This is a genomic window from Bradyrhizobium nitroreducens (assembly GCF_002776695.1).
Lineage (GTDB): Bacteria > Pseudomonadota > Alphaproteobacteria > Rhizobiales > Xanthobacteraceae > Bradyrhizobium > Bradyrhizobium nitroreducens.
On sequence record NZ_LFJC01000003.1, the window covers coordinates 6,461,227 to 6,488,057 of the forward strand.

Sequence of the window (26,831 nt, forward strand, 5' to 3'; positions counted from 1 at the left end):
GTTAGCCTTCCACCCGCTTTTCAGGGACGAAGTCGAAGCACACCGTGCACTCATGCCCCTTGGCGACCTGATGCAGCGGAGTATCGCTTGAGGGGCGATCACTGGACTTGCAGAGTTGCAAGACGTGCTCGGCGGCGTCCTTGGGGCTGACGTGAAAATGCTGCGCCGCCCACGCCTTGACCGCGCGAACGCGCGCGCCGGGAGCGAACGCATGCTTGGCGGTCTTGTCGAGATAGTGAATGGTCACCTCGATCTGCTTGCAGCGGCTGACGTGAACACGGCAGCCATGCTTCAGATGCGCGACCGGCTCATGATGCGGGCCGGATTCATGTTTTTCTGCCTCGTCGATGAATACGAACGTTTCATCATCGACCTTGATGCCCAGCGATTCGAGAGCCAGGTGCAGTTCCCCGAGCGTGACGGCTTCGGCGAGCTGGAGTTCGCGCAGGCCTGGAGTGCCGTGAACCTGAACAAAGAGAGCGAGGGTGGACATGGATGCTTTCTCCTGAATGGGGTCCATGATGGACCGTCATAGAGAAAGCGATGCGAGCCGCTAAAAAGCGGAAGTCAGCCGTGACAGGTAAAATAGCAGGGGCAATTAGGGCAAGAACGGTCGTCGCTCGGATCGGGCTCAAACCGGCCAAGCTCGATGGCCGCGATGGCGTCGGCATACTTGCCGATGGCCTTCTCGTCGTTCTTGGCGACGGTCGCCACCGACTTAGCCCCGGCCAAATAGAAAGTCTCCACGCTCACCTTCTTTCGGGGGAATTGCTGCACGGCACCGCGGCGCAGGAGGGCGTAGATTGGCTTGTCAGGCTCGGACTTTGTTTCTCGACCTGTCCTGACGCGCTGCACGCTGACCGCCCCCTCCGGCGTCACGACAACGCGATCAGGAACGAGCACAACGCGATGGCGGCCCACGGGAATTTCCCATTCATCGCGCGCATATTGGCCCGTTTCCTTCGCGATGGCCTCGACCATCGCGCGGACCATGCTTTCTGCAGAGCGGCGGTAGTAAGGCTCGAACGGATGTTCGGCAATGTCGGAAGCCTGCCAGGTTTCTGAAAGCCGCCGGAGGCCGTCCTCTATCCCGACGGTCTTTCCTGCTTCGCGCTCAGTCTCCAGCCATCGAACTGTCTGGTACACGCAGCGGTGAAATGAGATGTAAGCCGAGTCATCCCGTCCGCCCCGCAAGCCCTCCACGACCGTGAAGCGATAGCGCGCCGGGCACCGCATATATGTCTCAAGATCGCGTTCCAGGTATCGCTCCTGCGGGGCGGGGGGAATGAGCGGTGTTGCATCGCTGTAGACACCGCCAGAACCCGAATACCTTTGACCCGCGACGACGCTTTGGATCGCGGGCAGGAATTTGGACTCCCCTGCCCTGGTCGTCGTGTAGGACTCAGCGCGACTGAGAAACAGATAATCCCTGGCACGCGACAACCCCACGAAAAATAGGCACTCCTCTTCGGCATCATGGTCCGAGGGCTGCATAGCCAAGCGAGAAAGAGCGGGAGGGGGTGGGCAGCGATTGCCCTGCCGATTAGTCGGCATATAGCGCGTGGCAAGAGCAGGAAAATGAACTGCCCGAAATTCAAGTCCTTTGCTGCCGTGGATCGTCATGACACGCACGGCATCCATATCCGAGGCTTCGGAAGCCACCCGCCGGAACGAGCTGTCGTAATTCAGAGCCTCAAGCCTCCGAACCCGCTCCAGAAGCGCTTTCCTACCCTTGCGGCCTGCCATCGCCTGCTCGCCGCAAAATTTAAGCAAATGATAGATCGCGATGAGCTTCTGTTGCCCGAGAGCATTGTTGGCACCTAACAGCGGCATAAGATGATTGCTGCGTTCAAAGAGCCATTCGGTGAGCATCGTCCACGCCGACACATCAGCGAGCCCAGCCAATTCGCTCGCGAGCCGAGAAAGCCCCGCTCGACCTTCAGTCGAAAGGGATGGGATCGCAGTGATATTTGCAAGGGCGTCGATGATGCGCGACTTTTTTTGCGCCGACCAATCAATGACGGCCAGGACATCCGCGCGGGTTGCGCCGTAATCGCTCAGCGTGCCAACCCGCATCAAGCCAAGGCCGCCGTACTCGGCGTCAATAGAAAGCAGGGACAAAAGTGTACTGATTTCTTCGCGCTCGAATAAATCGCCGAGGTACACTAATGGCACGCCAAGCTTTTCGAGAATTGTAGTGATCCGGGCAAGCGTGAGATGCGTCCGGGCCAAGATCGCTTGATCGCTATAGGCAACGCCCTGTTGGCGAAGCTGCTCGATATGATCGCGAATAGCCTCAGCTTCCGCAGCCACATCGGGTGTGACAGTCAGCGTTACCGGCCCTCCGGCACCGCGCTTGGCCGTCCATGATCCAGCCATGGCGCCACCGTCACCCATGGCAGAAGAAAATTGCTGAAACGTCCTCACGATCGGAGCTGAAGAGCGGTAATTGACATTTAAGGAATGACGGCTTCCCTTAAAGTCTGCCGCAAACGATTCAACGTTGGATGGCTCTGCCCCGCGAAACCGGTAGATGGATTGGCGCTGGTCGGCAACGACCCACGCTGAACACCCCGTGCTGCAGATTTCTTGCAGCATACGCGCGCTTGCAAAGTTCACGTCCTGGTATTCGTCGACGAGAACATGCTTGAAGCCGGAAATGTAGGCGCGGACTTCCTTGTTCTCTTTGATCAACTTTGCAGCAAGGAGAATAATATCTCCAAAGTCCACAGCGTCGGCCTCTTGCAGCGCCTTTTGATATATCTCGTAGGTCTCGGCAACTTCGACGGCACGGTCAGCCTTTTCAGTTGCCTCCGGGTCTGCGGCACTTTGCTGCATAGCCCGCGCTTCCGCCAGATATTCCGCCGGCGTGACCCCTTCGTCTTTGCAGCGCGAGATAGCGCGCAGCAGGTGAACCAACTCGTACGCCGGTTCGTACAGGTTTTGATAGTAACGCAACGGCAGTTTGTCGAGATTCTCTTCAAGAAGCTCAAGCTGCGCGGCCTCGTCCAGAATCCGTACCTTCGGGGATCGCCCCACTGCCGAAGGCCACTTTTGAATTAGCTCATAGCCGAAGCTGTGAAACGTGCCAGCCCACATCTCGATAGCGGCGGCAGGGTTCATCGTTGAAATGCGATCGCGCATCTCTTCTGCGGCCTTGTCTGAAAAGGTCAGCGCGAGAATGGAGGAAGGGCCGATGCTTTTCAGAAGGTGCTCGACCCTGGAAACGAGAGTGCGGGTCTTGCCCGTGCCCGGCCCGGCATCAACAAGGATGTTTCCGGCGGCCCAGAGTGCAGCGGTTTTCTGGCTGTCATCCAACGCAAAAGCCCCGCCGGTTTGAGGCGGCGGGGCTTCGGTAAGCGGCGGGAGCAAAAGGGCGCGGATCGTTTGGTGGAGGACCAGATCACGCGGCAAGCCAAGATCCTTGGCGATATCGGATGGTCGCTTGCCATGCGTTACGAATTGGTCGCGCAGCCAATCGGAAGGGCACAGGAACTCGCCTGCAAAGACATCCGCCTGAACCTCCTTCCGTTCTCGCGGTGAATACCCCTCGCCGCTTCCCATTGCATTTTCGACCGGATCGCCCCCGAGACCGGCCGAGCGATTGGTCACTTCATGCGTGGGATCGAGATGGATGTGAAAATGGCCGAGCTCATGGGCGATAACGACGGCTTCATCAGGCTTTTTCTGCCCTTTGAGCACATTCAAGATGAGATTTTCTCGTTCGAGCAATCCAAAAACGCCGTGACCGAAGGTTTGGCCTGCTTCGACATAACGAACTTTGAGATCGTCCGCTTTTGCGGCGGCGGCAGTCAGAAACTCCGCGCGGCGGTCTCCGCCCGTTTCAAGGAGTGCCTTCGAATGAACTGCGCGCGCCTTGCGTCGAATGTCGATCCAGCCGTCCATATCAACCTTCTTCAAGCCATTTCTTTTTTTCGTCTTCCGTCAGGTCGTCGCATGTCCGAATGATATCGTCGTATGGCCTGACTACGACCGACGGCGCGTGCGTCGCCTTGGCGTACCCAAGCGTAGGGTTGCTAAGCGCATGCTGGTGAAGGCGCGCGAAAGTATCGCGCGACATCGTCAAAACTCCTATCGCCGCATCGACAAAGACATTCCGAATGGGACCGCTCATCCGCCCGCTAAAGAGGTCTGCGATGACGCCTCGGTCAATGCCGATCGCGCGCGCAACCTGGGGAACGGTCATGCCGCGGGCAGCGATAACGTCTTGAAAGCTTCGTTGCGCTTCGCTGGTCGACGTGCGCGCCTTATGCATCAGATCGAGCGCGCGGCTATAGCCGGCAGAAAGGAGGCTCTCATCGGCTTCAGCAGAAACGGCGTGCTGGTCATCGGCCCACTCTCGTGCCACCGCGGCATGCGCACGAATATCATCCGCGAACTCAGGGTAGCGCTCAGTCCATTCGATAATTTGCGTTGCTGTTGGCCGTTCGAACGCCTCGTGAAAGGCAAACAGCACGGTGTCCCGCTCTTGATTTCGATTTGCTTTGGTCATGACTTCGCTCCAGCTCTCCGTATCAGAAGCTCTTGAGCCTCCTTGGTCTGTTGAAGATCTTCTTGAATTTCTGCAATCCATGTCCGGATTGTTCGTGTGCTCACGCCGCACGCTCGCGCAATGACCTCTTGCGGCTCGCGATCCATGTGGAGCGAGAATGCAAGTTGCCTCACGCGGTCCGGTATCTTTGCCAGGATACGCTGTCTGGCGATCTCGCCATCCATATTCTGGACAGCGACCATCAAGCTGGGATCGTATTCGCTCTTGCCCGGCCCGATTTCGTCAATCTCCGCGTCATCCATTATGTAAGGCGGCGGACGGTCATCGACGTGGTCCGCTTCTGGTGGTTTGTCATCATTGGCCGTCTCGTCCGGTGGGTCCGCCACGTCCTGCTTTAGGGCACTCTCGACTTTATCGACCTCAGCGGCAATCTCTTCGGCTGTTTTCTTGACGGGTTTGGTGGCGGACGTCTTCCGCGATTTGGCGGAGGACTTGTTCGGCTTTGGCGCCGGAACGATTTGATCACTATGGGACTGGGCGAGCGCATCTTTCAGGCGGAAGTTAACGATTCCGCCGAAGCCTTTGCGAAGCTGTTTGCCATCGGCGGTGCCTGGGTTCAGCAACGCCACAAAGATCACTTCGTGAACTTCAAAGATGATGTCTTCGCCGCCGTTAGGCTTCTTTGGATCGACCCGCTTGCGAAGCATTCCGATGATCGCGCCAGAAAGATGCTTCGCCAGGTCCTGACGGACTCTAAGATCGGCCTCACCCAAGTCTTGAAAGGCTGCCGCGATCGTCTCAAGGCGATATTTTCGCAGGCGGCCGTCGGCAATCGCTTCGCGCCAACCTTCTAGGTCGGTTGAGGACGGCGGATCGCCCGCAGGAATGGCCATGGAACTCTCGTTCGTTGTTACTACTCAAATAAAGCGAAGCGACTGCGAAAAAAGCGGAAGCGAATTCTCAGCTCAATTAAAAGTAGTTTCTACGCGAATTTCCAACTCGTTGCTGGAGCGTGCCGGAGGATCGACCCCGATCATGTGCCAATCATGTGCCATGTAGAAAATCGTAACGGAAAGCTACCGAAGGAAATGGCCTACTGTAAGTAGCTGATAATATATGGTTTTCTGTCGAAATAGCAGGTAACGGGCGGCAAGCTATTGTAAGGCATGAAAAAGCCCACCAAAGGCGGGCTAATTCATTGATATCATTTAAGAAAGCTTGGCTGCGGGGATAGGATTTGAACCTATGACCTTCAGGTTATGAGCCTGACGAGCTGTCCGGGAGCGGTCATGCGTCCCGGACAATTCCAAATTTTGCTGGATTAGGGACCTCTTCGCCGAGATGAGGGTACGATCAGCAGTTTGTCCGGTGTCACGTTCAGTGCTGTTGCGATTTTCGCCAGGACCACGATTGTCACGTTTCTTTGGCGACGTTCGACCTGACTAATGTAGGTTCGATCCACCCCCGCCTCATGGGCCAACTCTTCCTGCGAGAGCTCAGCCGCCTTCCTAAGCGCCCTGACGTTGTCGGCCACCACCCCAATTATTCCTAAATCGCTCTTCCCGGCCGTCATCGGCCCAAAGAACGTCGCAGAAGACTATCGATCCACGGACTCTGAGTCCCATTTTCCGCCGCAAATGTTGACTATCGTCTACATCGATAGCGTCGTCGAAATGTACGTTCCGAAGGATAGAAACTTGGCCACCTGCGACACTGCGTTCCGCCATGACAGTTCAGCGCCCGAGTGTCCAACCACTGATAAGGTGGAAGCGTTTTGGGAATCCGGCGAGGTAGGCCCCTTGGGCCCCTCGACCTACCGAGCGGGCTACCGCAGCCGCGCAACGGGGAGCATTCTTTGCAATGTGGAATTTCCTGCGGCGATCGCTGAGACGGCGATGGCGGCCAATCTGGCGCTTGCGACAACGATTACGCCGGACGGATACATTCGATCTATCCTCAGCGGGGTCGCGGACCTGACGTCTAAAGCCGAGCCAATAGACCAACTCATTGCCCGGTCATTCTCAGTCGAAAATCTGAGGCTGGAGGGGATTAGCGCGACGGATTTGAGTTCGCTGTTAGAACGGCTTGAGCGTTCCGTAGCTCTTCTGCACGAGGTCATTAAGCATAGGTCGGATTAGGTCATCAACCGAATCCCTGAGAATGGTGCGTGGAAGCGGAGCCGCAGCCGGGGGATGAAGCCGCTTTGTGCTTGCGCCTGAGAGCGGCGATAGTCCGCAGTATCATTGGCCACATGGCTAGATGCACACCACAAGTAGAGGGCGATCGCTCAGCGAGCACTGGAGCGGGTCGCGCTGCATACTCCTCGTTGGGGAGCAGCGGCGGCGGGTCCGGCAGCAGCGCAAGGCCGAGACGGTCACGAGCCGATTCATCCCTGGCGTGGAGCCCGTAGCGAATTCGTACAATTGGCGCTCGCTTCGAACACCAACATTCAGGACCTCTGTCGGCGCGTCAATGTCAGCCGGCAGACGGGCTATCGAACGCGGGAACGATCTTGAGGCGGCTGTTTTTTGTGCGCTAACGTTGCGACGCTATCCGGCTGCTTATGGCGAGCCTCCTCAAAATTGCACGATGTCGAAGTGATGAAGCCGCAATGACCACTCCGTCAGGAAGGAATTTTGGTTGGCGTCAGCGAGCTCAGTGCCACCGTTCATCTCCCGACCGTCATGCCGTCGACGTTATGCTAGACGACGTCTAATCTGCCATCGGCATTGAAGTTGTCGATCCCCTGGGGGGTGCCAGCGGCGTTGCGTCAAACGATGTCGTTGTAGCCCGTCGCCGCCAAAGTCACCGGTGCCCACCGTTGATCCCTTCCCGCAAGGAGGAGGGAGACAACCGCTTGCGCTGGCGACAATCGTATGCCACTGGCGTCCTCATGTCCTCGCCTCCGCTCGCCATCATTCCGCCCACGCACCCGCTCATCGGGCGGGTCAAGCCACCCGGCAGTAAGTCGATCACCAATCGGGCATTGCTGCTGGCAGCCCTCGCCCGCGGCACATGCCGTCTCACCGGCGCGCTTAAGTAAGGACACGACGCTGATGGCGGCGGCGCTCCGGCAGATGGGGGTGTTGGTCGACGAGCCGGACGAGACCAGTTTCGTCGTCACCACCACGGGGTTCCTGAGGGGCCCGGACGAGCCGTTGTTCCTGGGCAACGCCGGAACGGCCACGCGCTTTCTCACGGCGGCGGTGGCTCTCTGCGACGGGATGGTAACCGTCGACGGCGACGAGGCGATGCGCAAGCGCCCCATCGGGCCGCTAGTGACGGCGATGCATTCCCTCGGCATCGCCGCCAGCGCCCCCACTGGCTGCCCGCCGGTGACGGTCGAAGGGCGCCGGCATTTCGGCTCGGGCCGCGTCGAGATCGACGGATCGCTGTCGAGCCAGTACGTCTCGGCGCTGTTGATGGCATCGCCGTATGGCGAAGGTCCGATCGATGTCGCCCTTACCGGCAAGGACCTCGATGCGCGCGGCTATGTCGACCTCACGGTCGCCGCGATGTCGGCGTTTGGGGCGAAGGTCCGGCCGGTCGATCGCACCACATGGCGCATTGAGCCCACCGGCTACACTGCTACCGACTTCGTCATCGAGCCCGATGCCTCTGCATCGACCTATCTCTGGGCGGCGGAAGCGCTGACCAATAGCCGCATCGACCTCGGCGTGCCGATGGAGGCGTTCACACAACCTGATGCGCAGGCCGCGAAATTCATCAGAATGTTCCCGCGCCTTCCCGCTGTGATCGACGGCTCGCAGATGCAGGACGCCGTTCCAACGCTAGCAGTCCTGGCCGCCTTCAACGATACCCCAGTGCGCTTCACCGGGATTGCCAATCTGCGGGTAAAGGAGTGCGACCGCATCAGCGCGCTCGCGACCGAGCTATCGCGCATCCGCCCCGGCCTCGGCCACGAAGAGGGCGACGACCTGATCGTCGCCTCCGATCCCAAGCTCGCCGGCCAGACGTTGCCAACTCGCATCGAGACCTACGAAGACCACCGCATTGCCATGAGCTTTGCGCTCGCGGGGCTCAGGATCGGCGGGATCGTCATTCTGGACCCCGAGTGCGTGGGCAAGACTTATCCCGGCTATTGGGCTGCGCTGCGCTCGCTGGGCGTGGAAACGCGGGCTGCCTAAGCCGCGACGATCGTCTCGCCCTTGAGATTTGGTTTCGGAGAGCACCCGGTTGTGGCCGGCGTGCTTGGCCGCTTGGGGCGCGGTAACACGCACGTGCGACGCGCACCTTCGAAGCCCACCCCATGCGCCACCGCGGAACGTCGACGCGAGGCCGCGCGCGGCTCGCTTGAGACTTGTTCAGAACCGCCTAACAGGATGACCGAGGTGCGTTGCGCTTCACGAAACCACAGGGTGGTTTCGTACTCGAGCCGCGAACGGCCGGAGATGCTTCGACAAGATCTCGTTGCTCACTCCGCTGCGCTCACGGCAATTAGAAGCAGTTGAGATCTGATACAGACTTGCATCATCAGCAAGTCAAATGACTTACCGCATTGTAGCGACACCGTACGCGCGACTAGCAACAAGTCTTGGATGTGCAGACAACCACTTAGCCGTCTTTCGGCGACAGTGCTTTTATCTTGCCCTCTCTCCCGCTGTCCTTTTGCTTTCCTCTCTTTTGCGATAGCGATCGTTACCCGCAGGGCCGAGACACCCGTAGGGTGGCTCGGTGAGGAGCGAAGCGACGAGTAGAGCGCGGGCCGAAGGCATCGCCCATATGCCATCAGCACGCCAATTTTGTAGAAAAAAGCGAGCGCTCGGCACGCTTCCAAGCCAACAATTCCAGCCTCTGAGCTGCCCATAGAATGGCGCAAATACCAGTGGCGATGGAGCGATTTTCGGTATCGGAACGAAGAGAAAAAGCCAAGGAAACGACCTTCGCGCCAGGCAGATTCCACGGCGTGCGAGAGCGTTTCATCGATTGAAATAAGATGTCTCGCAGACTGCCCAGGCACCCTCGCCCTTCTGCGCGCACCCAGTTGCGGGCGCTCTAGCACCAGCCGGCGATATCCAGAATCTTGAATCCGAGAGAGAAAAATGGGCTCCCGCGCGATGCGCGAGAGCCCAACACTTCAAGTCAATCGACAGGATTCCAGATCAGGAAGAAGCTGCCGTCACCGTTAAGCCCAACCGTTCGACCAAGGTTGGCGCAGAGCTTACGGACCCCAAGGCCAGGTGCTGCGAGTGACAGGCTGACGTAGTCCGTTCCGTAGGTCTCGCCGGTCAAAATCCGGCCGGATCCGACCTCGAGTCCCTGCGTGAAGATGCGGAAATCTGCTGGGTTATCGCCGGACTTGTCACGGATTGGTACGATGTCGATGTCGGCGCAGACGGGCAGCAATTTGAGCTGGCCCCTGAAGCCGCCGTAAGTTGTGCGGGTGACGAATCCGATCGCGGTCATGGTCTGTCTCCTTCGTTGCCGCAAGGCGCCGATGCCCTGCGATGGCGAGACCGTCATGGCGGCCGTCCCGCATCCGAACCCTTGGGGCGAAGCGCAGCGGCGCACCCGAGCCCGCTCTTTTTTGCAGCGAAGCGGCCGCGAGGAGCCGGCCTGCCGGCGGGGAAAAAAGGAAGCGTGCGAGGGTTTCGGATGGGGGACGGCTGCCATAGGTCGTAGCGCCACAAGCAGGGAATCGTCCCCTTCGGACGAAGGAGCCAGGCCTTGCCGGGAGCACCAGTCGCCGCACAAAACGGCGTTTCGACCACGATTCGATGTATGCGCGAACTCGAGTTTTCCGCGACGCAGAGCCGACTATCTCGACGGCAAAGCGGCTCAGTTTCGCATCCAAGGTGCGGTCCTCAAGTCGAATTTAGCGCTATCAATCGTCCGCGGAGACGGCGATTGGGTTCGCGAACCGCCCGACGAAAAACCCACCCGAGAGCTCAATTCATTCCGAACTCGGCGCCTCGAACCGGCTTTAAGTTGCGCCACGAATCCGTGGCCACGCGCTTTCCTTTTGAGGGAAGAAAATGCCCTTTGCCTTCCTTCAAAGCGGGCAGGAAACGCAAAAAAGCCCCGCCTCGAGGAGGCGGGGCCGATGGTCCCCGGCATCAGTCGCCGTAGCGGCGCGACCAGATCAGGCTGAAACCCTCCTCTCCGTCGACCTTAACCAGCGAGGCGTAGATCGGAGCCGGGAAGCTCGGATCGTCGAGCTTGACCGAGAGATATTCGCGGTCGCTGTCGCGAACGGTCTTCTTCCAGGCGGCGCCGAATTCGGTGTTCCCAGCGAATATCCGGTAGTCGGGAGCCTTGTCGTTGTCCTTCTCGGAGGCCGCGAACTTGGCCTTGATGTTCAGCGTCAGCGTCTTGATTGAGCCGGTGTAGCCGTTGTCCGAAGCGGTGAAAGTGCCGATGGTCGCCATGGTCATCTCCGTCTGTCTGTTGTTGAGGCCGCGCCTATCGCAGCCTCGATGGCGATCCTTGGCCCGGGGAGCGATCGGCCCGCAGCCCTTGGGCCCGCAGCGCAGCGGAGGACTGCGAAAGCCTGCTTTTTTGTCTTGCGCGAGGAATGCCGCCGCTTGGCGGCAGGGGAAAAAAGCAGGCGTGAGCTGTTGCGGGAAGGCGATCGAGGCTCTTGCCGTCCCCCGGGCCCGATGAGCCATTCGTGGATGCGTTGGACGCGAGCCATGACCGAACAGACGGCGGTGATCTTGGCTGCCAACGCCCAGTGCAGCATCGGAAAACGGCGGGATCGATCAAAAAGAAGCGACGTCCGCGTATCAATCGCGAGCACGGCATACCGAACAAACCAAGCGAACCCGACCGCATTTTCGGACTGGGAAACGACGGCGCCGACCAGAATTACTCGCGCGATTGCGCTTTGAATACGCTTGATCTGGACATCATCCGGTCTCCAATCCGATCGCTTCGCCGCTGCAAAAGGAGGCGCGGCACAGCCTCATAGGTCGCTGCCAGGCGCGCAGATCGGACGGATCGTGGCCCGCTTTTGGAGACGGGCTGGCGAGCATCATCGCACGCGTCGCCTCGATTAGCGAGGTCGCGCACCGTCAGGTGCGCGGCCCAAATTTGACGCTTGCCGGGGCCGCCTCGACCCCGGCTCATCTCTTACTCCACTGCTTGCGAGCAGACATCATGGCCTTCCGCCTTGTCCGGCGCACCGGCCCGATCCTCCGTTTTGGCCGTGCGCAGCAACGGCGGCAACCAGTCGGTTGCCTTCAGCAACTGCTCGGCGGCGGCCGCCATCTCGACCTTTTTCATTGCGGAGATGCGTTCGGCGGCCTCCTCGCTAACGCCTTCGCGGACGGCGTCAAGGATGCCCGCCTTGGTAACCCGGCCGAGATAATTCCGCACGGTCGGCCGCCAAAATCCGGTCATGTCGAGGGCGACGGCTCCGGCCAAACGGCTAGCCGCTGCCAACGCGCGCGGCCTGAGGTCAAACGGTAATTTGACCGCATTGACCGTCAATGCCGTACAATGGGCGAACAGCGCCATGCGGCTGTCGTGGTCGAGTTCGACCACAAAGTCCCACAGCTTGGCGACGTCCCGGGGCATTTGCCTCGCCCAATTGGCATGACGATCCGACCACGCTTTGCCGGCCGGAGTGTCTTCGATTCCGACCGCATGCGCGGCCAAATCCGTCTTCACGGGTTGAATGCCAACCACGTGGGCATTGGCCCCGACATAGAAGATTTGTGCAGCGAGTGCGTGGGTGACGGCCACGATGGCGACATCGGGCTGCTCACTCAAATTAAGGCGCAGCCCCAAGGTGCGATGGGCGGTGAGGTCACGAACGAGGGTGTCAGACAGCCTCTGTTCCCCGTCTTCCTCCTCATTTTCTTCCTCCTCTCCTTCACCATCGCGCGTGGCTTGATCGTGCCCTGCACCCGCATCATCCGGTGCTTGTCCGTCGCCGTCCTCCCCCGCTTCGGGGTGGGCTTTGTCGTCCTCAGGGCGGATAAAACCCCGTTCGATCCTGACGGCGCCGTCATGATTGAGGATTACAAACGCGCCGCCACGCGCGACATCACCGGGATCGTAGGCCTGCCGTTTCGCCTCCAACTGATCGATTTGCCTCTCCAATTCACCGAACCGCGCATCGACTTCATCGGGCAGTTCCTCGGCCGTTTGATGTTGCTCGGTCAGCTCGTCGAACTCGGTCTGAGCAATCTGAAGGGCGCTCTGATCTTCCGCCGAAAGTTCGACCGGATGCGGGTAGGCACGACGCATGCCGTGAGCGTGCGGGAAGTCGAGGTGGGGCTCCGTCCACTTCCATCCCTCGGCCGCCCGTAGCGCATCCGCCTCCCGGCCAAGCCGTGCCGTCACCAATAGATCGAGCAGCGCCACGTCTTCGAGATAGCCGCCGCGATCCTCGGTGAAGAGGTCGCGCAGGATCGTGCCGCCGGCCGCGATATAGGCCTCGATCCCGACAAACCGCGCGCGGCGATCCGTTGCGGCGACGTGTGTTTCGGTGAGCAGACGGCGGATGGTGCTGGCATCCCGGTCGTAGGACAGGCGTTCATAAACGCTCTCCTGCCGCGCCTGATCGTCGGTGATGGCAAAGGCCATCAACTGTTCTAGGGTTAGATCGCCGTCGCGATAGAGCTGGATCAATTTTGGGGAAACCGCCCCCAACCGCAGGCGCTGACGCACCACATGCGGCGTAATCCCGAAGCGCGCGGCGATCTCCTCCGCACCAAAGCCACGCTCCTCCGCGAGCCTCCTGAACGCCTCGAACTGGTCGGCGGGATGCATGTTTTCTCGGGTGACGTTCTCGTCCAGGCTGATCTCGTGGGGGTCATTCGTGGTGTCGACGATGCAGCGGATCGGCTCAGTCTTCTTTATCTCCTTCCGCTTCACCCGCAGCAGCTGGGCAAGCCGTCTGCCCTCGCCGATGGTCACCAAATAGAACCCCGTCGCTCCCCCCTCTCCGTCAAGCTCGGGCTCAACCACCAGATTCTGCAAGATGCCCTTGGCGGCGATACTCGCCGCATACCCCTCAATCGCCGCCTCGCTATGCGGCGTTTTGCGCGCATTGTTCGAAGATTTCTTCAGCCTGTTGAGCGAAATGAGAACCTCCGTTCCGCTCGCGGGAATGATTTCAACTGATTTGGCCGACATGATCATTCTTCCTTTTGCTTCCATGGGTGCAAGGCGCACCACGCGCCTGCACCCCTGCCCGTCGGCGAGACCGGGGGTAGCAAGTGCCAGGGCGACCCGAGCGGAGGGGTATCACCCGCCCGCAAGGGCCGCTCGCAAGAAGCGGGTCTGCACAAGCGTGTGCGCCATGCGGTCAAAGTCGACAGGATGAGCGAAGCGCGGAAGACCGGGGAGACCGCTCGGGGCGGCGCCGGCGCCAGCCGGCGCTTTACCCTGGCGCGCGCGAGGGGCGGAGCCCCTGAGATCTCGAGCGTTGGAATATTGAGCAAGTCAGCGCAGGAGAGAACAAGGCAAGAGTGAGAAAATCAAAAGAGGCACCCGCAAGAGGGTCAGCATAGCGCCGACGCATAGCGGCGGGACCCGGGACCGAGTGCAGTCGCGAGACCGGTTAAAAAGGCACCCGCGCGACGGGCAGTGATAGCGGTGCCGCGAAGCGGCAGCCCTTCGTGCGAGTGCCTCCGGCGAGCGACACATTATATGTGCTTGCGCGAGGGATCGAAGCCGAAGGCCGAGACGCAACACGGCTCGGTTCACGAGAGCCCGGTGCGGCGATAACCGCACGCGCCCAATCCCAACGAAATGGTGCCCAACCTGTCAGTTGCGCAGGGAAATATGCACCCTTGTATTTAGCCGACTTCCAATGCGAGTTCTGCCGACTAGAGATGCGTCGCCAACTCCAGATATCGACAAAAAGCATTCGCGAGTTGCATCTGTCGGGGCGTTCTGCATTCCACCTCGAACAATCGAGGAGATGCCACGATGACGCAGATGCATTTCGCCCGTGATGTGGCCACGTTCAATCGATTAGCGCTGTAGAGAAACTCCATGCCGCGGGGAGCGTCCAGGTAGCTGGATGTCGTCATCGAATAAATCACGATGGGGGCTTCGCGTCCTTGGAACTTGTCCACGGTCCCGATGCGGGCACCGGGGATGCGCTCCTGAAGCTCGAACACCTGGGCGTTGTAGGGAGCGATGATCAAGATTTCGTCCAAACCGACCGGCGCCTCGGCGTCGTCGCGATTGGTCCAGGTCGTTCCTGCACTTAAAATTTCAAAAACGAGGTCGCGGATCGCGTCGGCTTCCTCCCTCGACGAGCTCTGATTGCCGTCGTGCGCGACAGGTAGATAGCGGAGACCGGCGCCGTTAAGCTTACCAGTCGACGTGATCTTCTGATTCTCCTGGCCAGGGTGGGGATGCAGGCGGCCGTCGTAGAACATCTCGGAGTTGAAAGAGCAAATCTGCGGATGCAGGCGCCAGGTCTCGGGTAGGAAGAGGCCACGGTCGGGAGGTACGGTGGCGTGGGGACCGAGGATGTGGTCCAGAGAGGAGACGTCGACGCCGTCGGGATGGCTCCCCTTGATCGGCTGTTCGAGTTGCCGCGGATCGCCCAACAGAACGATGCTTCGCGCGGTCTGCGAGACGGCGAGAACGTTCGCGAGCGACATCTGGGCGGCTTCGTCGATGAACAGAACGTCGACGATCCCCGCCGCGTCGGGTCGGGCCCAGAACCAGGCGGTCGCACCTCCGACCATGCAGTCGGAATCAAGCGCATCGAGAAACGCAGCGTTGTCCGTCGTGAAGCGCAGTCCCGGGAGATCATCCTCCTTTTCCGATGGCTTCTGGATGCATTCGATCGGAAGACGCTGCTGGCGAGCGGTGGAGACGACCTCGTCCAGAAGGTTGCGGACAACCTTGTGGCTGTTCGCCGTGATCCCGACCTTCTTCCCCTCCTTGGCGAGAGCACAGATCATACGAGCGCCGGTATATGTCTTTCCCGCCCCCGGGGGGCCTTGCACCGGAAAGACGCTGCTGTCGAGGTTGAGCGCTGTCCGAATCGCGGCCTCCATGGTCGTCTCGCCGTCCACCTGGAATTGCTGCCCCATCAGTCGCGGAGCCGCCGCCATCAACAGATCGCGGGCAGCGCGATGATCCCCTTCCCCGACCATTCCATGGTCAGCCACGTACTCGCCAATCCGCATCAGCGAATCGGCGAGAACCTGAGTGCCGACGAAGCTGTGCGTGAAGACCGCGTCGGGATGCAACGAGGCCGTGTCTCCGCGCTTCTTGATGTCGATCGTACGGTCGTCGAGCGACATCGCGACGACCCGTCCGAAATCGTCGCCGCCGATGCTGTGCAACTTGTCTTCGACGCGGATGTCGGTGTCCTGCAGCGCGAAGCGATACCGATGGACCGGGACCTTGGCTGTCCCGCCGACTTGCTGCAGAAACGCCAGCTCCGCAATCCCGTCGCGCTCGTGAAGCAGATCTTCGGCGGACAGGTCTCGAAGCCGGAAGTATTCCCACCAGACGGCCTTGTTCTCCCGCCCGTGCCAATCGAGCATGAACGCCAAAAGCCAGCGCGCCTGCTGCTCGGGACTTCGTTCCGCGACATCGTCCGGCACGCCTGCGATTAGACGTTCGACGAGCGCGGCGACCTTCTTGTGCCATTCGTCGAGTTCGGCGCTGACCTCCGACGTCCCCGGCGCCGGCCGGTCGACGATCGCCCCGCCGGCGATGACCTCGGCCCGAACCGACTCAAGCCAACGTCGCAAAGCATCCGTCGAGGAGCAGTCGTCCCGGTTGTAGCCCCTGATCGCTTCCTTGTCGCTTTCGGGTATGCCGGCCGCGTCCGACAACTCCAGCCGTGCCTGCGTCCGCGCCATCACCGCCCCGACGTCGACGAGCGGAACGGTTCTGACAAAGGAATAAAGAGGCTCGAGCTTTTTGATGGAGTAGCTTTCCACGCTCGCTCTGATGGCGTGTCGGACGACGGAATAGAGGTCGACGAAGGTTTCGGCTCGCAGCAGACTGTCAACCTCGTTCTCGCGCGTCGCATATCGGCCCATGAGCCGTTTCATCGCCGCCGGTTCGTAAGGCGCGAAGTGGTAGATGTGCAGGTCCGGATAGGTTTTGAGTCGATCCGTCACGAAATCGACGAAACGCTCGAATGCGATCCTTTCTTCCTGACGGTTGGAAGCCCAATCGCCGACGTATTGCGGCTGGCCGCCTGCGTCGGAGTATGTGTATCCGAAGAGGAATTCCAATCCGCCGTCGCCTACAAACGGATCGCCCTCGAAGTCGAAGAATATGTCGCCTTGGGAAGGCTCGGGCAGCCGCGACAGGCCGAATCCCGCGATGGGCGGCAAGGTCTCGTAGAGGACCGCACCGCTCTCGCGCCCTTCGACTTGTAGGCGGGCCTGTTCGCGGATTTTCTCGAAGCTTTTGACGTTTCCCCTTTCGGGTCTCCACTGCAGCGGCAACGGCAGGGCGGCGAGCGCGGCCATCGTCTCCACCGCATTCCTCTCCAGTTCGCCCATCTGCGATTTGCTGATGCCGGCGACGAGCGACATGTGATCGTCCGCCCTCCTTCGCTTGTCGCAGTGCCGCCGCCACCGGCATATCTCGCAGTGGTCGATGGGCTCGGGATAGACGGAGCGCGAGAGCGGTCCCGACACGGCCTCCTCCAGGCTGCGGCGCACATGCCGGTAGTAGGCTGCGTAATCGGCGACTCGGTACGTCTCCGGCGTGAAGTTGGTGCCAGGCGTAATGACCAGTGCGGATGTCGGCTCGGCCTGCTGAATCTCGGACAACAGATCCGAATAGAGCGAGATCTGAAGGATCGTGCTGCCCTTCGTCTGTCGCGCAAGTTTGGTGTCGATGACTTCGTACGACCAGCCGCCGAAGCGGCTCGGGGTTTCGACTCTTGTGAGGATGTCCGCGCGGCCATTCCAGCGCCCTGCCTGCAACGCGCCCTGGACGATGATCGAGTCTCCGCGGGCCATGGCGGCGCTGGTGGCTGCGAGCGAATTAGCGTCGACGCCAACGCCTTCCACAACCGTTGCGGTTCGACCATCGGCCTTGAGGTGCTCAACAAATTCGCGTTCGTGCAGCGTCCCCCGCTCGGCCAGTACTTCGAGCACCGGATCCCAGATCTTGGGCTTGTCCAACTCACCGTCGACGACTTTGAGGTCGAGCGATGTCAGATAGCGGCAGTTCAGATGCCCCACCAGATCGCCGGCACTGAGGTTGAGCGTTCCCGCGACTTTGTACATTTTCCCCCCCTCGTTGGAGCGCGTCAGTGGAATCCGCCGTCGCTTTCAGCTCCGTACGCCTGGCACACGGTCCGCGCCATGCCGTTGATGCCGGCTATGGCCGCTGCGTTTTGTTTTGCCCACAAGGCCTTTGCCAAAGGTTGCGGGACCTGCTCCCGGAACTTGCCGGCCGCTACGTTCTCGACGAACGCCGCTAGCTCGATGGGGTCTACGTCCTCCGCATCTGCCAGGAGTTTCAATTTCGCCGAAGCATCGAACACGTTCGTCTCGGAAAGCGTAAGACCGAGATCATGGACCTCTCCCGGAATGCCGACCATCGCGGCGGCGGCTCCGAAGACGGCGGTCGCCTGGGACCCCCGCCACAGAAAGACGTGGAGGTTCTTTTCCTCCTGTACACAGGTCGTCGTCTCGAGACCAAGAGACCGGAACATCTCTCTTCCTTCGGCAAGCAGCGAACGCCCTTTGTCGTCAAGATAGGGTGGCACGTCCGAAGTCAGGTAGACCTGCCGCATCTCCGCCGCCAATCGATCATGGAGGCGCTCTCCGTGGGCCCGTTCGAACCGGGGCACCACACCTCCTGGGTGCGGCGCCACGAACAGAGTGTTCGTCTTCTCGTCGAGATCCTGCACGATCCAGCGTTGGCCGGCAAAGACGACCAGGCTGTCCTTATGGACGGGAAATGAAATCGGGAGAGTCCCGAGTGTCCGCCCTCCGACCGTGAGGCGCCATTCGTCGGGTGACTCGAACACGGCGAAGAAATTGCGCGATTGGACGATCCGTTCGCCCTCCTTCCCGAGCATGATGGTGCCGTCGCTCGCTTGCTCGACGAACTTGACCGCCTCCGAAGACAGATGCCGGAGCAGATCGGCGAACTCGGACACCGAGATCGAGGCGAAGGGACCCGGGCCGCACAATAGATCGTACATCGGTCGAGCCCTTATGCCGCCGCGTTCCGCGATGACCGACAGGATCTGGTGGATGAGCGTCGACGCCGTTTCGGGCACCTCGCCGGCCGGCTCGACGAACCTCTCCAGGAGCAGCCGCACGACGGCGACCGACCGTATCGTGTTGGACCGAAGCCTATCCAACATGCCGGAGTCCTGATCGATGTTGGGTTCGCGCACGTAGACCCGCAGGATAGAAGGCGTGCCGCGCCGGCGCCCCGTGCGTCCGAGCCTCTGCTTCAGCGACGATAGTGATCTGGGCGATCCGATCTGGGCGACAGACTTCACGGATCCAATGTCGACGCCGAGTTCCAAGGTCGACGTGCAGATCGCGGTCGTCGGAAGCCTCGCGTCCTTCAAGCGGTCTTCGAGATCCTCGCGCAAGGTCTTCGAGAGGCTGCCGTGATGGGGGAAGAATTCGTTCGGGACTTTCGATGCTTCGCAACGCCTCCTCAATCTGTCCGCGGCCGACTCGACCGTGCGGCGCGACCCGCCGAAGACAAGATTGTTCGTCCCGCGGAGAGTGGCGAACAGATGATCCGCGATGTCGTCCAGCGCAATCCTTCTCGGCGTTTCTTCCGCACCGGCGGCGCCTTCGGCATGATCGGGATCGTCGAGCTCGGGCGGCTCGACGAATCCGCGTATCTGAAGCCTGAGTTCCGGCGAATCGGATTTGGCCTCGAGAATCTCGACTGAGTGCGGTACGGCAGGACGCAGCCAGGCGGCGGCCTGCGGAAGATCTCCGATCGTCGCGGACAGCCCGACACGCCGCGCAGGCTTTTTCGACATCGCGTCGATGCGGCGCAGCAGGCTCGCCACATGAAGTCCCCTCGGCCCCTGGAGGAAGGAATGAAGCTCGTCGATCACGATGAACGCGGCCATCGACAGCAACCGAGCGGCGTCGGCCGGTCGGCGGGTGAACATGGCTTCAATCGACTCGGGCGTGATCAGGGCGATGCCCTGCGGCCTGGCCAAGGCCCGCTTCTTGCCTGCCTGCGGCGCATCCCCGTGCCATTTCACGACGGGAATGCCCATGTTGTCGCACAGTTCGTCCAGGCGCTTGAACTGGTCGTTGATCAGCGCCTTCAAGGGACTGACGTAGAGCACGGAAAAACCCGGCTCCTTGCGCTCGGCCACCTGGGTGAGGATAGGCAGGAAAGCCGCTTCCGTCTTTCCGGCCGCGGTCGTCGCCGCGATCAGGATGTCACGATCGCCATCCAGCACCGCGTTCACGGTGCGAGCCTGGATTTCCCTCAGTTCGTCCCAACCTTGATCTCTGATCCAGCGACGGATCGTCGGATGAAGCTTGTCGTAGGCTCCTTCAAGGGTTGAGTCGGAGGCTGGTGAGCTCATCGCCGTCTCCGCTTGCATCGGCATCCGCCGAAACTTCCGGTGCGTCCGGTGCGATTGGTATGCGATCCAGAAGATCTTCCCATCGCGTACCTGGATTCTGTTCGAGTACCGAGAGCATGTGGACGAACGCCTTGACTGTCGACCGCGGGGTCCTGAAATACGCCTCTCCGATCTTTCGATCGCAGTGTTCCATGAATCCGGTCAGGGCCTCGTCGGGTATCAGATATTTGGACGGGTCGCCGCTTGCGAACACCATCCTGATGTTGCCTAGCAGCACCAGCAGATCCTCGGGCGTCAGGCTCTGGAGCCGGATGACCGGTCCCGAAAGGTCGACGAGACCGCCGTGCGCGAAGGTATTCTCCGCCAACCGCGATTGAAGCGCTTCGTAGCTGAACAAGCCGCGGCGGGTATCGAGCAGAAATTCGGGTGTCCCGCACATGACGAATCCGATTCCGGATGTGGTGCCCTGCAGCGAGTCGTTCACGATGTCCAGGATCTGCTCGTAGTTCTGCTTCCGGGCCTGGGAATTCTGCAGCTTGTAGATGTTGGCCATCTCGTCGAACATCACGACCAGACCGGCGTAGCCCGCGACCCTCACTAGGCACGCCAGCGATTTCAGCGAGTCGTAAACGTTCTCGTCGTCGATGATCGTTCGAACTCCGAGATCCTTCTTCGCATCCGTCTTCGTCGAATATTCGCCGCGCAGCCATCGGATCGCGCATTGCTTCAGGGCATCGTTCGATTCCTCGCTACCCCGCCAGTACGCCTTCAGGACGGTGGCGAAATCGTACCCGCCGGCGAAGCCGGTGATCGGCGCAAGCTTTTCGTCGATGACCTTCTCGACCGGCACGCCCTTCTCGCCGCCTTCCTTCGCGGCGTCGGTCACCAGCCTTTCGATCACGCTCTGGAGCGCGCCACCTTCGGGCTTGTTCCGCGTGGCCATGTTATTCACGGCTTCGGAATAGAGCGCACGCGCCTGGCCGCCGCTCGCATGGATGCGCCTGTTGGGCGACAGATCGGCGTGCATCGTCACGCATTTCCGCTCGAGCGCGATGAGACGCACGATGCTCGCGAAGAAGGTCTTTCCCGCTCCGTATTCGCCGATGATGAATCTCACCGCGGTTCCAGAGTCCGCTATCCGGTCGATGTCGCGCAGCAGGGCCGCAATCTCTCCGGCGCGTCCCACCTGGATGTGCGCCAGGCCCAGGCGAGGAACTACACCGGCTGACAGCGCCTGGATGATCGTATCGCGCTCCTTGGGCCGGATCGTCTTGGCGGATTTGCTCATGCGGCCTCGTCCTTCATCTCGGCGATTTTCCCTCGAAGATGCGGCGTGACGACGACTTCATCGCCGTCCTCGATCAGCGCTTCATCGAAGCGATCGAACGACCAGTCGTTGATCCGTTCGATGGCGCCATCCGGCAACAGGCGCATCTCCTTCGCGTGTCGGTCGAATTCGGTCCGCGTCATCGACCCGCGAAGCTCCAAGAGCTCCACCAGTTCGGTGTGCGGGCCATCTAGTCCGTCCAGAGCAGCCTGTTCGGGAGGAGCTTGTTGCGGCTGGACGACGTCCTCGGCGAAGATATCCGAAAGGAGAGCCGACACCGCCTCCGTATCCCTGCGCGTTCGTGCCAGTCGCGCGGCATCGATGGAAATTCCCCTGGCGGCGATGGCAGGAGGAATGGGCGACGGCGTTTCCTTCGGTAACGGTACCCCAATGGCGCGATCCTCGCCGCTAACGGGCACAGGATCGTCGGCCTGTCTTGCGGCGGCGCTATGGAGGCCGGTGTACACGCGCTCCTTCGGCAGCCCAAGCGACTTGTGAAGCCTTTCCAGGAACTTCACCTCGCCGGCGTCCACGTTTCCGCTTCCGCCGATCACCGCTATGGCCGCATCCGCGATGGCTTGGCGTTCGCCTTCGGTTGTTTCGGCGAGCTTCCGCATCACCCTCGCCTGCTTCGGCGGATTGTTGAACGTCGTGACCGCAAAAGCGATCAGGCGCGCCTGCTCGACTCCGGACAGGTCGGTGGCGGAGCGTATTCGCGCAATCGTGCGCTGGAGCTCCTCGTAAGATGCATCTCCGTCCGCCGCTGCCGCCAGCACCGCGACCTCGACTTGCGCCCTGACGGCCCTGAACGAGGCCCGAGCGGGGTCGACGGGGCCGCCGTTCGCGGCCCTGAACACGAACACCTGCTCGTCGGCGCGTGGGACGCTGCTTCCGTATCGGCGATCGGGCTCGATGGCGACCCCGATGGAATCCAGCGCGCGGCCGAGTTCGTCGGCAGACGCGGTCGAAATCTTGCCGTCCGCGGGAACTTCGATTCCCGCCATTTCCAACAGTATCTGCGCCGTGCTGCTTCCGCGTCCGTAGTCGCCCATGACGGCTTCGACCCGCTGCCGGAAATCGGCGATCGCCCCCGCGGTCGTGCTTTGTTGCAGATCGGTGGGCAGCAATTTCGCCGCTGCCATCGAGTTCCTGGCCGAAGGTTTTCGGCCGACGAAGCGGCTGAAGGAGTCCAACTCGTCGGTGCAGTCGGTCACCAGCTTCTGCAGTCCGGGCAACGGTCTCGTCACACGGGTCACATCGATGTGCTGCTCGTGTGGGCCCCGGATCGCCACGTCGAACGAGCCGCTCGCCGCCCGGTAGCGCAGCGAGATCCGATCCTTGCCGTTCACCGGAAGGCCTGCGGGATAGATCCGGTCGAACCGCAACCGCCACAACGCAACGAATTCGTCGAAGCAACGGACCGCCGGGGTCCTCAAGTACGTGTCCGGCATCCCAAGAACCCAGCGCAGTGCGTCTTCGGCCGACAACGCAGGCGCTTCAGCTAGGCGGTCGCCGAGGTAGAGGCGGGTCTGCAAGTCCATCTCGGATCCGCCGCGCCGCTCTGGAGACAGCGCGCTTACTTCGACGCGTTCGCCCTGGGCCAGTCGGGCGAAGTCGAGGAAATTGCTCGCGTAGCCGTGGAACGAGTTGTTGGCGCCATAGATTGCCAGAAGTCTTTCGACCTCTCGGACGATCAGGTGTGCATCATCTCCTCCCTCCAGAAACAGCCGATGTTCGAGGCCATACAGGAAGATGAAGACCAGCCCGATGCCGTAAGACGGATCCCGCCTGCCCCCGGCCATCCAATCGAGGAAAGCACGGCGTGCCCCGGGCGAGATGTCCGCATAGGACGGCCAGTACGGCATCGAGCTGCCCTCGACGTCCGCCAATCCCGAAGCCGGAAGTTTCGGGTTGATGGCGTATTGGCGCGTGGCGCTTTCCGCGAGCGGGAGCCAGTCCCCGTAGTAGAACATTCCGCCAGAAAGCTCCGCCCTACCGAACTTCACGGTTTCACCGCTCCGGATCCAGCGTGCTGGAGACGGGCGTTCGACCCGTGTGGAAGGAGCCCCTGAAGCGCGAGTCCGCAACACGGTATCCGGAAGAGGTGGCCTGACACCGGTCGGATCGGCTCGTTTCGTCGACGTGACGCGGGCGATGAGGAACGGGGTAGCGATCAGTGCGCAAATCAGGGCTACGACCCCTATCGCCTCCGCATTCTCCACCGCAAAGCGATAGACGGCCGACACCACGGCGGCCAAAGCGCCGAACAAAATCAATAAGATCGTTCCGCCCGACGAATTGCCCCGTCGCCTAGCCATGAAAACCCGTGAAATAATACCGCCGGTCTCGGCCCGTCTAATCGGGGCGACATTCGCACGACGCACAACCGTAGGGAATGGGCCCGGCCTCGATATTTCGGAGGGATTCCGGCACCCGACCGAGACCCGGTCTCACCGGGCGGGCGCATCTCAAGCGCTCGCCGGCCTGACGGCGATGGGGATCGCCCGCCCGATGAGGGCCGCTCGATAGGAGCGGATCTGCACAAGCGTGAGCCATGCAGTCCTAAGGCGGTAGGTTGAAAAAAGCGCGGAAGACCGGGGAGACCGCTCGGGGCGGCGCGGGCGAAAGCCCGCGCTTTAACATGGCACGCGCGAGGGGCGGCCCCCCATAGACTTTGAGCAAGTCAACGCAGTCCAAAGCCAGACATCGGAAACAAGAGCAAGAGTGAGAAAATCAAAAGAGGCACCCGCAAAAGGGACAGCATAGCGCCGACGCGCAGCGGCGGGACCCGGGACCGAGTGCAGTCGCGAGACCGATTAATAAGGCACCCGCGCGACGGGCAGTGATAGCGGTGCCGCGAAGCGGTAGCCCTTCGTGCGAGTGCCTCCGGCGAGCGACACATTAAATATCTTGTGCGAGGGATCGAAGCCGAAGGCCGAGACGCAACGCGGCTCGGTTTACAAGAGCCCGGTGCGGCCGATGCCGCACGCACCCCGAAACGCAGCAACTGATGCCCGCTCCTGCCCAACCTGCATCTAACAAGTTGTGAGCAGCCCATCCCAGCCTCCAAGCTGGCCAAGAACCCATGACCTGTCAAATCTGACAGTACCGGCCGAACATTCGATTCATTAGAATCCGCGGCCGATGTGGAGCGGCCGGCGAATAACGTTAGACATGCCTTGCAGTGCAACGTCGCGATCGTCAGCAAACCCGTAGCCTCGCTTCATCGGAATCCGTGCGTCAAGAAGCGAGCATTCAACAACCACTCTCAAGTTGGACCGGAAAGCAAATGAGACCTATCGCAAAAGTGATCCACCCCCGCACCTAGGATGATTTTGGCGCGGCCGCCTCGGGCATTCTCCGCGCCAGCCCATATCGGCCCAAACAGCCGCTCGTCGTCATTGAGCTATCGCCTGTAGGTTGATTGTATGTGCCAATGGGCACTGACAACCTCGTGGCGAATAGCGCTACCGGAAGGATTCTCATAGGCGAACGCTGTGAGCAGGCCACTGTGCTTGCCCAGCGCTCTCAGGCACTTCGCACCTCTACGCCCGCTCGACGCGTTGCGGCCAGCGCATTCCTAAGACGGATAGCATCGCGCCGATGGCGCCAGCATGAAACCCGATTGCTGTTAGCACTTCGCAGATTGCGACGTCGCTAACATGACCGACGTACTAAAGCGCCCGAAGGACGTTGGTCTCCACACTCCTCTCCGTCTTGCTGTCGCAGCGGCCGTGGCTTTTCCCGATGGATCGATGACCGCTTCCGGGCTGCGCCGAGAGAACGCCCGCGGAAGACTCATCATCGAGCGCATTGCGGGCAAGGACTACACAACACTCTTCTATATAGAGAGAATGAGAGATCTATGCCGCGTCAAAGCAAAGGAGCCCGGCTCCAGCTCAAGGCTGCTCGACGAAACAAGGCCGGCCGTATTACCCACCGAGCAACCTGGATCATCCGGGACAACGGTAGGGACATCAGCACAGGCTGCACTTCAGATGAAATTACGGCCGCGGAGCAAAAGCTGAAGGACTACATTGCGTCCAAATACATTCCCAAACGCAAGGCCCAGGATATTGAATCCATCCCGATCGGGGACGTGCTTTCGATCTATCTCGACGCAGAACTTGCCAAGCTTCGCGACCGATTCAAAGTCACGGAGGAAAACGAAGATTCCATTCCGGGCATTCGCAAATTCAAGAAGCGGATCGGCCGGCTGAACGACTGGTGGGGCGCAAAAATGCTTGCTGAGGTCGATGGCGAGCAGTGTCGTCAATATGCGAAGGAACGCGGCAACAAGGGCGGCTCCAGGCGTGATCTCGAGGATCTGCGCGCAGCCATCAATCATCATTCTGCAGAGGGCTATCACCGGGGGTTGGTCAAGATCACCTTGCCTGCAAAGGGCGAGCCTCGCGACAAATGGCTGACAAGATCCGACGCAGCGAAGCTGATCTGGACCTGCTGGCGCTATCGAGAGATCCAGAAGATGTCACGAGGACCGATGAAGGGCCAAAAAGTCGCGACCGACAAGCGGCCTCTGCGGCACTTGGCACGGTTCATCCTGATCGGCATCTACAGCGGCTCCCGGGCTGGCGCCATCGCTGCGGCCTCACCGATCCCGGCTGTCGGTCGTTCATTTGTCGACCTCGATCGCGGCATTTTTTACCGCCGCCGCCAAGGCGACGCCCGGACAAATAAGCGGCAACCGCCCGTACCAATCCCGCCGCGCCTGCTCGTGCACCTCCGGCGTTGGCACCGGCTTGACTCACATGCCAAGAACTTTGTCCAGTTCAACGGCATGCCGGTCACTTCTGTAAAGACAGCCTTCAAAAGTGCCGTGCGACTAGCCGGTCTTGGGACAGGAGTCTCGCCGCACACACTCCGCCACACGGCGGCAACCTGGCTGATGCAGCGCGGCGCCGACCCGTGGCAGGCGGCCGGCTATTTGGGCATGTCGTTGGAGGTTCTACTCAACACCTACGGCCATCATCACCCTGATTATCTCTCGGACGCCGTGGAGAAGATCGCCAAGCGAGAAAGGAAGGTCGAAGGAAATCGCGGCAGCTTCGATCCGGTACTGCAGCTGCGTAAATAGAAGAGATATATTGCCAGCGCGAGCCACACTGTGACCATCAAGGTCCGCGCCGCGCGCCTTGTTCGCGGCGGAGAGAGTGTCAGTCAATCCTCGCTGAAGTAAAAATGCATATTCGACCGTCCTGGACCGCCCCCGTTGAGGACCAGGTAGACTTGCTCCATCCGTTTTGGAAAGCTGTGCCGGTGGTGGCCGAAGCTGACCATTGGTCGGGAGCGCCTATCGAGGAAGCCGCTGTCACTGGCAAATGGCGGACTTTCGGCCAAAGTAAGCTCTTCGGCACGCGCTTCGACAACCGGACATTGGCACGTCCAATTTGCGACGATCAAGACGTGGCGAGACGCCGCACCCGATTACCTTCTGGCGCGAAACAGCCATTTTTGACCAAATCCGTCTCTCGGCTCAA

At 60.8% G+C, this 26,831-nt stretch carries 15 protein-coding genes and 1 pseudogene; 4 read left to right on the plus strand and 12 right to left on the minus strand.

The window, feature by feature from the left end:
- Position 1: 1 nt before the first annotated feature.
- The 5 genes from TSA1_RS30790 to TSA1_RS30810 all read right to left on the minus strand — a co-directional run bounded on the left by TSA1_RS30790 (position 2) and on the right by TSA1_RS30810 (position 6,086).
- Positions 2-493 carry a hypothetical protein gene (locus TSA1_RS30790; RefSeq protein ID WP_145984400.1) on the minus strand — a complete coding sequence of 164 codons (492 nt, stop codon included), beginning with the start codon at positions 491-493 and terminating at the stop codon, positions 2-4.
- A gap of 74 nt (positions 494-567) precedes the next feature.
- On the minus strand, positions 568-3,921 hold the full coding sequence (locus TSA1_RS30795) for an ATP-dependent helicase (RefSeq protein ID WP_145984401.1): 3,354 nt from the start codon (positions 3,919-3,921) through the stop codon (positions 568-570).
- On the minus strand, positions 3,908-4,513 hold the full coding sequence (locus TSA1_RS30800; RefSeq protein ID WP_100179606.1) for a helix-turn-helix domain-containing protein: 606 nt from the start codon (positions 4,511-4,513) through the stop codon (positions 3,908-3,910). Before TSA1_RS30800 ends, TSA1_RS30795 begins: the two co-directional genes overlap by 14 nt.
- A complete protein-coding gene (locus TSA1_RS30805; protein WP_100179607.1) occupies positions 4,510-5,406 on the minus strand; it encodes a helix-turn-helix domain-containing protein in 897 nt (298 codons plus the stop codon). Before TSA1_RS30805 ends, TSA1_RS30800 begins: the two co-directional genes overlap by 4 nt.
- Before the next feature lie 428 nt (positions 5,407-5,834).
- Complete coding sequence (locus TSA1_RS30810; RefSeq protein ID WP_100179608.1) at positions 5,835-6,086, minus strand: helix-turn-helix domain-containing protein; 252 nt, start codon at positions 6,084-6,086, stop codon at positions 5,835-5,837.
- On the opposite strand from TSA1_RS30810, the gene TSA1_RS40125 reads away from it, so the two are divergent.
- Together TSA1_RS40125 and TSA1_RS30820 are read left to right on the plus strand one after the other, a co-directional pair.
- The gene (locus tag TSA1_RS40125; RefSeq protein WP_174718671.1) at positions 6,037-6,651 is read left to right on the plus strand and encodes a hypothetical protein; all 615 of its coding nucleotides are present in this window, start codon (positions 6,037-6,039) and stop codon (positions 6,649-6,651) included. The two genes, TSA1_RS30810 and TSA1_RS40125, sit on opposite strands and share 50 nt — an antisense overlap.
- 755 nt (positions 6,652-7,406) lie before the next feature.
- Positions 7,407-8,661 (plus strand): annotated as a pseudogene (locus tag TSA1_RS30820) (3-phosphoshikimate 1-carboxyvinyltransferase).
- A 955-nt stretch (positions 8,662-9,616) separates the two neighbouring features.
- Here the strand turns inward: TSA1_RS30820 and TSA1_RS30825 are convergent.
- Together TSA1_RS30825 and TSA1_RS30830 are read right to left on the minus strand one after the other, a co-directional pair.
- The gene (locus tag TSA1_RS30825; protein WP_100181431.1) at positions 9,617-9,940 is read right to left on the minus strand and encodes a DUF736 domain-containing protein; all 324 of its coding nucleotides are present in this window, start codon (positions 9,938-9,940) and stop codon (positions 9,617-9,619) included.
- A gap of 650 nt (positions 9,941-10,590) precedes the next feature.
- Entirely contained in the window at positions 10,591-10,902 is a 312-nt protein-coding gene (locus tag TSA1_RS30830; protein ID WP_100179610.1) for a DUF736 domain-containing protein, read from the minus strand.
- Between the two features lie 264 nt (positions 10,903-11,166).
- Here TSA1_RS30830 and TSA1_RS39090 point away from each other — a divergent pair, with 264 nt between their 5' ends.
- On the plus strand, positions 11,167-11,364 hold the full coding sequence (locus TSA1_RS39090; protein ID WP_145984402.1) for a hypothetical protein: 198 nt from the start codon (positions 11,167-11,169) through the stop codon (positions 11,362-11,364).
- A gap of 241 nt (positions 11,365-11,605) precedes the next feature.
- On the opposite strand, the gene TSA1_RS30835 is transcribed toward TSA1_RS39090, so the two are convergent.
- The 5 genes from TSA1_RS30835 to TSA1_RS30855 form a co-directional block, all read right to left on the minus strand.
- Positions 11,606-13,618, minus strand: a complete 2,013-nt coding sequence (locus TSA1_RS30835; RefSeq protein ID WP_174719144.1) for a ParB/RepB/Spo0J family partition protein — start codon at positions 13,616-13,618, stop codon at positions 11,606-11,608.
- Between the two features lie 695 nt (positions 13,619-14,313).
- Positions 14,314-17,709, minus strand: a complete 3,396-nt coding sequence (locus TSA1_RS30840) for a TM0106 family RecB-like putative nuclease (protein ID WP_100179612.1) — start codon at positions 17,707-17,709, stop codon at positions 14,314-14,316.
- Between the two features lie 23 nt (positions 17,710-17,732).
- On the minus strand, positions 17,733-20,006 hold the full coding sequence (locus tag TSA1_RS30845; RefSeq protein WP_100181432.1) for a DEAD/DEAH box helicase: 2,274 nt from the start codon (positions 20,004-20,006) through the stop codon (positions 17,733-17,735).
- The gene (locus tag TSA1_RS30850; RefSeq protein WP_100179613.1) at positions 19,975-21,294 is read right to left on the minus strand and encodes an ATP-binding protein; all 1,320 of its coding nucleotides are present in this window, start codon (positions 21,292-21,294) and stop codon (positions 19,975-19,977) included. The genes TSA1_RS30845 and TSA1_RS30850 overlap by 32 nt, the downstream gene beginning before the upstream one ends.
- The gene (locus tag TSA1_RS30855) at positions 21,291-23,609 is read right to left on the minus strand and encodes a tellurite resistance TerB family protein (RefSeq protein ID WP_245448448.1); all 2,319 of its coding nucleotides are present in this window, start codon (positions 23,607-23,609) and stop codon (positions 21,291-21,293) included. The genes TSA1_RS30850 and TSA1_RS30855 overlap by 4 nt, the downstream gene beginning before the upstream one ends.
- A gap of 1,589 nt (positions 23,610-25,198) precedes the next feature.
- Here TSA1_RS30855 and TSA1_RS30865 point away from each other — a divergent pair.
- A complete protein-coding gene (locus TSA1_RS30865) occupies positions 25,199-26,428 on the plus strand; it encodes a site-specific integrase (RefSeq protein ID WP_174719145.1) in 1,230 nt (409 codons plus the stop codon).
- Positions 26,429-26,831 lie beyond the last annotated feature (403 nt).